This window comes from Paucilactobacillus vaccinostercus DSM 20634, assembly GCF_001436295.1.
GTDB classification, from domain to species: Bacteria; Bacillota; Bacilli; order Lactobacillales; family Lactobacillaceae; genus Paucilactobacillus; species Paucilactobacillus vaccinostercus.
This window is the reverse complement of record NZ_AYYY01000002.1, coordinates 40348-47141: the sequence shown is the minus strand read 5'-3', so window position 1 is coordinate 47141 and position 6794 is coordinate 40348. Positions and strand designations below refer to the sequence as shown.

The following is a 6794-nucleotide window of genomic DNA, read 5'->3' as shown; positions in this document are numbered from 1 at the left end:
GCTAACGCCTACTACGGTCAAAACAATGCGAAGTCGAAGGGCCACGCCCACAAGGCATAAATACAAAAAATAACACAGAAAATAAAGGTAATTGACTTCACCATCCGGAATCAATTACCTTTATTTTTTATGTGTGCGATATAGAATTATTGAAAAGAATCGCGAAAGTAAACTAATATTGATTAGTATTGTGGTGAAAGGAAAATTGTAATGAAAAAACCAAATTTAGTGACCTATCCGGCGTTAATTACACCAGATGAAAATGGTACTTTTGATATTGAATTTGTAGATGTCCCAGAAGCATTATCATTTGGTAGCTCGGTTACAGAAGCAGTACAACACGGTCAAGAGGCGTTGGGACTGGCCCTGTACAACAAGCGTACTTTACCTAAAATAACACCGATTGAAAAGATTCAACAAGATAAACATCAGTTGATCGTCTTAGTGATGGTCGATTTAAACGTTATTAAATCGCAGGTTAAACGACCAACAGTTCGCAAAAATGTGACGGTTCCCTCAGACTTAGCGCAACGAGCCAAGGAACAGGGAATCAATTTTTCGGCCACTTTGACGGAGGCGTTGGAAGCAAAGTTGGAATTGTAATCTTAACGCTTTAGATTATAAAAAAGCACGCTGATTTAAATCAGCGTGCTTTTGTGCTAATACACAGTAGCCAAGTAAGTCACTGTGTATCCTTTGATCAGTAAATATCTAATAAATGATAGGTTATTGGATATCTACAATTGTGCTTTTTCGTAACCAATGATTGGTGCCAAATTAAAAGCATTTCCAACAACTGCGAATAAGCCGTCGCTCGATTATCAGTTCAAAGAACGGATTGAAAGGGGATAAATAACACATAAAACAGAATTGTATTATCGGTTAGTTGCACGGTACTCTTTCGGTGATTTTTCATATATCTCGTTGAATTTTTTATAAAAAAATGTGAGATTTGAGAAGCCACACTTTTCGGCAATTTCATCAACGGGAGTATTGGTATTAGCTAAATAAAAACATACTTTAGCCATTTTATATTCACGAATTAATCGACTGTATGTTTTACCGGTACTTTTTCGAATAAAGGTACTGAGGTAGTTGGGACTGTAGTTAAAATGGCTTGAAACACTTTTCAGGGTACAAGTATCAAAATTATCCTCGATGTACCGAAGCACATCAATTCGTTGTTCAAAAGCATGGTTTTTGATACTGGAATTGTTATGTGCGTCATACTCAAATACTCGTAGCAAATCTATAAACAATAAATTTAAATAATTTTCGATAAAAGGGTATGAACAAACTGTTGGAAAATAAGTTTCCCAGAGTATTTGTCGAATATCTTCTTTCAAGTGGTTATTTTTATTGGTGTGAAATACAATGTATTGATTATGAGTGGTGGTATATGAAATAGCGTTCAACAAAAAATCAAAAATAATTCCATTATTCGAAAGGTTTTCAAAAAACATTGATGAGAAATATTCTTTTCTAATTAATATATTAATAATAATGTCATTAACATCAGTTTTCGCAATGGAATGTGGTACTTCAGTATCAATAATGATTAAATCACCCTGATGCAATTGAACCTTTTTGCCATCAATAATCTGATTGCACGTTCCCGAATAAATATAATTGAGTTCGATAAATGTATGAATGTGCGTTGGAACTGGGAGAAACCGGTCGTGTTTTGCAATTTTAAAGTTTAGTTCTTTAGGAATTAGTCCATCGAAGATGTATACAGTTTGATCTTCTATGATAGTGGTTGGTAGTTGGGCATAGTACTCACGCATGTCAGTGACTAATTCTGATTTTAATATTTTGTTTATTGAATTATTAAGAAGTTTAATTTTTGAATTTTCCATTATTGATTCCAATCAAATAGTATATTTTGATAGTTAAACATCAACTTTATGACATTGTATCACAAAATTGTAAGCGCTATATTTGATTTGTATTAATAATACATTTCAACATGTTGAAAATTAAGTACCATTATCAGAGTTGTATTAAAAAAATAGTTTTTGTTAGTCGTTTTACGACAAATAATTAAGGGGATAGTTATTATGGACAAAGTTGCAGAAGCTCCCAAGAAAAGATTTCCCATTCATTTAGGATTTGGATTGCTCATCGGTTGCTTGGGTTGGCTGATTCCATACTGTGGTTTAGCAATTACATTATTACCAGCAAAAATAGGGCAAATTGATCCTTCGCATAAAGTTGCTTGGGTAGCAACTTTTTCTGCCACGGCGATGGTGGTTGCTGCAATTTCTAACATTATTGTTGGTGCATTATCAGATCGAACAAGAACCAAAATTGGCAAGCGAACACCATGGATTATCGGTGGGACTGTTTTCACAATTATTTTCTTTTACCTAATTTCAATTTCGACATCAATTCAAATGATGTTGGTACTTTATGCTCTTTATCAGATTGCGTTAAATAGTTGTGTTGCTTCACTCGCTGCGTTTATTCCTGACAGGGTTGCACCAGAGCATCGTGGGACTGCCTCATCATTTGTTGGTATTGCTGCCACGCTTGGTAATAGCGGTGCTGGATTGATTGCTGCGCATTTTATCATTCATATTAATTTTGGAATTTATGTTTTTGCTGGTGTTGCAATTTTATTTGAAGTTATCGCTTTGCTTCTCATCAAAGAACCGGGAAATGTGGATGAGCCTCGCGAAAAGTTGAATAAGGCATCAAGCATCTTTAAAACATTTGCTCTTCCCATTAAGGGTGCACATGATTTTTATTTGGCGTTATCGGGACGTTTAATGTTCACTTCAGCACTTAACATGATTACGGGATTTCAATTGTATATCCTGACAGATTATATGCATCTCGGAACCGGGAAAACAGCTTCAACAATTTCATTAATTTCAACGATTATGCTGATTACTGGTGTCATTTGTGGTGTTATTGCCGGACCATTTGCAGATAAAATTGGACGTTATAAATTACCAGTTGCAATTTGTATGATGATGGTAGGATTTGGTGCCTTCTTCCCGTTCTTTGATGCTCACCCATGGACCATGATGGTGTTTACGTTCATTAACGGGATTTTCAATGGCGCATATAATGCAGTCGATCAAGCTCTGACTGTTGCAGTTTTACCAGATGAACAAACAGCTGCAAAAGACTTAGGAATTTTGAATCTTGCTAATACGCTTGGACAGATTGTTGGACCGTTATTGGCAGGAGCAATTATTGCATCAATGGGTTACAAGATGATTTTCCCAACTGTCATGGTAATCTGCCTCGTCGGTGCAGGACTTATCCTGTTGATCAAACGCGATAAGTAGGGGGTTAATATGAAAAGATATTTGAACAAAGAATTAAGCGCAAAAGAAAGGGCCACCGATTTATTAAATAGGATGACAGTCGCAGAGAAAATGGCACAAGTTAACTGCTATTTTATGACTAAGAATGATAATTTTGATGGACTAAAAAAAGATTTTCCGTTTGGTGTTGGACAGATCAGTGCTCTTGAAATGCGCAACAACTACAATATTGAAGATGACGTTAAAATGCAGATCTCGGCACAAAAAATTGTTCTGAAAAATAGTCGTTTTCATATACCTGCAATTTTTCATATGGAGGGACTATCTGGTGCTTATATATCTGGTGCAACAAGTTTTTCTTCAGGGATTGGGAGAGGTTCATCCTGGAATCCAATTTTGGAGCACAACATCGGAGAAATTGTAGGACGCCAAGAGCGTGCGCTAGGAATCACGAATACTTTGGCACCAGTTCTTGATGTAACACGAGATTCAAGAATGGGTCGACAAGGTGAATCTTATGGAGAAGATCCTACTCTAGTATCTGCCATGGGTACCGCGATGGTTAAGGGGTTGCAGGAATGTAGTTTTGGTAGAACAACGCAAGCAGTGGCAAAGCATTTCGCAGCGTCGCAAAGTACGCTTGGTGGAATTCATGGTGCAGAAAATGAACAATCTCAACGAGTTGTACAGGAAGTTTATGCCAAACCGTTTCAAGCAGCTATTTCGTTGGGAAATATACGAGGTATTATGCCTTGTTACGCGTCGGTAGATGGATTACCTACATCTGTGTCTAGACCAATGCTTACGAGTTTGTTACGTAATTCTATGGGATTTGATGGTTTAACTATTTCAGACTACGTTGCCATCAGCAACGCTCATAGTGTTCAAAAAATCGGTAACACATACACTGAAGCAGGACTTAAAGCTATGACGGCAGGCTTGGATATGGAATTGCATTTCAAGCAGTGTTTTAACGATGAGTTGGGAAAATGGTTTAAAGAAAATAAGGCTGATATTGAAATTTTGAATCGAGCAGTATTTAGAGTCTTGAAGGCGAAATTTGAAATGGGACTGTTTGAAAAGCCGTATTCATTGAGCGGTGATGAGTTGAAAGAAAACTTTAGTGTCCCGAATGACAAGAAAGTAGCATTGGATTCTAGCGAAGAATCTATGATTTTGCTAAAAAATGATGGAGTGTTGCCAATTGATTCTTCAAAAACAAAGAAGATATTGGTCGTAGGTCCACACGCTGAGTCTGCAAGATATTATTTTAATGGTTATACGCATTTCAGTATGCTGGAAGGCAATCTTGCTGCAATTGCAACCATGGCGGGACTTGAAACTAAGAACGATGGAAGTATCAAGGTAAATACTATCCCTGGGAGCAAGGTCGAAAGAGACAATGAAAAATTCGAAACAGTGTTTAAAAAGTTAAACCCCAGTGTTCCTAATTTATTGGAACAATTACAAAAAGATTTTCCTGAAATTGAAATTAAATACGAACATGGATATGACATAGCAGGAAATGATTATAGCGGCTTTGATTCTGCAATTGATAAAGCTAGAGGTGCCGATGTTGTAATTATGACTCTTGGAGGTAAATATGGTACGGGATCAGTAGCAACAACAGGTGAGGGCATTGATAGTACAAATATCAATTTACCCGAATGTCAGGATCGATTTATTGAAGCAATTTCTAAGTTAAATATTCCTCTTGTGGGTGTTCATTTTGACGGTCGACCAATTTCAAGTGACGCTGCAGACAGTAAATTGAATGCAATTTTGGAAGCATGGAGCCCCGCCGAAATGGGTTCACAGGCATTGGAAAATATTTTGTTTGGTCGAACAAATCCAAGTGGAAAGTTGCCAGTTTCAGTCGCACGAAATGCCGGACAAATTCCAGTACATTACAATCATTTGAATGGTTCTTCGTATCATCAAGGTGAGAGCGTGGGTTTTTCAGATTATGTTGATATTTCTCACCGTCCTAGATATTATTTTGGACATGGTTTGTCCTACACAGAATTTAAATATCAAAATTTAGTAATTGATAAATCAGAGATTACATCAGATGAATGTGTAAACATTAGTGTAGATGTTAGTAACGTGGGTCAATTGGATGGAACTGAAGTTGTCCAATTGTATGTAACTGATAAATATGCATCAATGACTCGCCCAGTTACGGAATTGGCTGGATTCACGAGGGTGTTTTTACGTGTGGGCCAATCAAAAACAGTTAAATTTATCCTAAAAGCCAGTCAACTGGCGTTCCTAGATGAAGATATGAATTGGTGTGTAGAGACTGGTGACATCATTGTTTCGATCAATAAAAACGCGGATGAAGTTGTTTTAAATGATAAGTTTAAGATAAGCAATACAAAATTAATTCAGGGAAAGGATCGGGCACTTTATGCCGATAGTATTGTGTTAGGAGATGAAAACGATGCGTAACTCAATAACTCCTGGTAAGATCTGGTTAGATAGCGACGGAAACAGAATACAAGCACATGGTGGTTCAGTTATGTACGTGGGTGACACTTACTATTGGTATGGTGAAAATAAGGAATTTACAACCGGCGACTCAGATATTTGGACCTGGGGAATTCGTTGTTATTCTTCAAAAGATCTATGTAATTGGAAGAATGAAGGTTTGATAATCAAACCTGATGAGAAAAATTTGAATTCTTCCCTAAATCCAAAATCAATGCAGGATCGACCACATATTATTTACAACGAAAAGACGAAGAAATTTGTTTGCTGGATCAAAATAATGCATACCGATGGAACTCAAACACTTACGAATCTGATTTCCGATTCAATTTTGGGACCATTCACAATTGTGAATGAAGGAATTCGACCATTAGGAATGTCGGCCGGTGATTTTGATTTGGCAGTTGCTCCCGATGGTAAGGCATACTATTACTTTGAAAGGGTTCACTGTGAAACAATATGTGCGGACCTTACTGATGATTATTTAAATGTTACAGGGTACTACACGACTCATTTTCCACATGCTCAGCCGCCTTATGTGCGGGAAGCGACGGCACATTTTGTACGGAAAGGTAAACATTACTTGTTAACTTCAGGTACGACGGGATATTTACCCAATCCTTCGGAAATTGCGATAGCTGACACTTGGCATGGGCCTTACACAGTACTTGGGAATCCGCATGAATCAGATACATCGAACACTTCGTTTCATTCTCAGGTTTCGTCGGTGTTCAAAGTTCAAGGAAAGAAAGATTTGTATATTGCATGTGCCGATCGATGGTTACCAAATGACATGAATATTCCGTACGAGAAATATGCAGAAGAATTTCGACTTCAATTTTCTGAAGGGTATGAAGGCATACCTGGAAAAGATCTACAAGACGAAGCTCATCGGAATACGTCAATTGCAAACTATGTTTGGCTACCGATTCGCTTTGAACACTCTTCAGAACAAGGAGATATGGCATTCATTGATTGGCACGATGATTGGTCTCCAGATGATTACGAGTAAATACTAGGTGAGAG

The 6794-nt window shown here is 37.3% G+C and carries 5 protein-coding genes; 4 read left to right on the top strand and 1 reads right to left on the bottom strand.

The features are described from left to right. Positions 1-210 precede the first annotated feature (210 nt). Positions 211-603, top strand: a complete 393-nt coding sequence (locus tag FC26_RS00535; protein WP_057777111.1) for a type II toxin-antitoxin system HicB family antitoxin — start codon at positions 211-213, stop codon at positions 601-603. 272 nt (positions 604-875) lie between these two features. Here FC26_RS00535 and FC26_RS00530 read toward each other — a convergent pair whose 3' ends face one another. Continuing rightward, positions 876-1859: an AraC family transcriptional regulator gene (locus FC26_RS00530; protein WP_057777110.1), complete on the bottom strand. Its 984-nt coding sequence runs from the start codon at positions 1857-1859 to the stop codon at positions 876-878. A 201-nt stretch (positions 1860-2060) separates the two neighbouring features. On the opposite strand from FC26_RS00530, the gene FC26_RS00525 reads away from it, so the two are divergent. Genes FC26_RS00525 through FC26_RS00515 form a run of 3 tightly spaced genes read left to right on the top strand, consistent with a single transcriptional unit; the run spans position 2061 to position 6780 of the window. Beyond that, positions 2061-3299 (top strand): MFS transporter, encoded by a 1239-nt coding sequence (locus FC26_RS00525; protein WP_057777109.1) that lies wholly within the window; start codon positions 2061-2063, stop codon positions 3297-3299. 9 nt (positions 3300-3308) lie between these two features. Continuing rightward, positions 3309-5729 carry a glycoside hydrolase family 3 N-terminal domain-containing protein gene (locus FC26_RS00520; RefSeq protein ID WP_057777108.1) on the top strand — a complete coding sequence of 807 codons (2421 nt, stop codon included), beginning with the start codon at positions 3309-3311 and terminating at the stop codon, positions 5727-5729. After that, positions 5722-6780 (top strand): family 43 glycosylhydrolase, encoded by a 1059-nt coding sequence (locus FC26_RS00515; RefSeq protein ID WP_057777107.1) that lies wholly within the window; start codon positions 5722-5724, stop codon positions 6778-6780. The genes FC26_RS00520 and FC26_RS00515 overlap by 8 nt, the downstream gene beginning before the upstream one ends. Positions 6781-6794: the final 14 nt, after the last annotated feature.

Bases quoted from the DNA above. Each gene is read 5' to 3' on its own strand.
- FC26_RS00530 (WP_057777110.1), bottom strand. From the start codon at position 1,859: ATGGAAAATTCAAAAATTAAACTTCTTAATAATTCAATAAACAAAATA.
- FC26_RS00515 (WP_057777107.1), top strand. From the start codon at position 5,722: ATGCGTAACTCAATAACTCCTGGTAAGATCTGGTTAGATAGCGACGGA.
- FC26_RS00535 (WP_057777111.1), top strand. From the start codon at position 211: ATGAAAAAACCAAATTTAGTGACCTATCCGGCGTTAATTACACCAGAT.
- FC26_RS00520 (WP_057777108.1), top strand. From the start codon at position 3,309: ATGAAAAGATATTTGAACAAAGAATTAAGCGCAAAAGAAAGGGCCACC.
- FC26_RS00525 (WP_057777109.1), top strand. From the start codon at position 2,061: ATGGACAAAGTTGCAGAAGCTCCCAAGAAAAGATTTCCCATTCATTTA.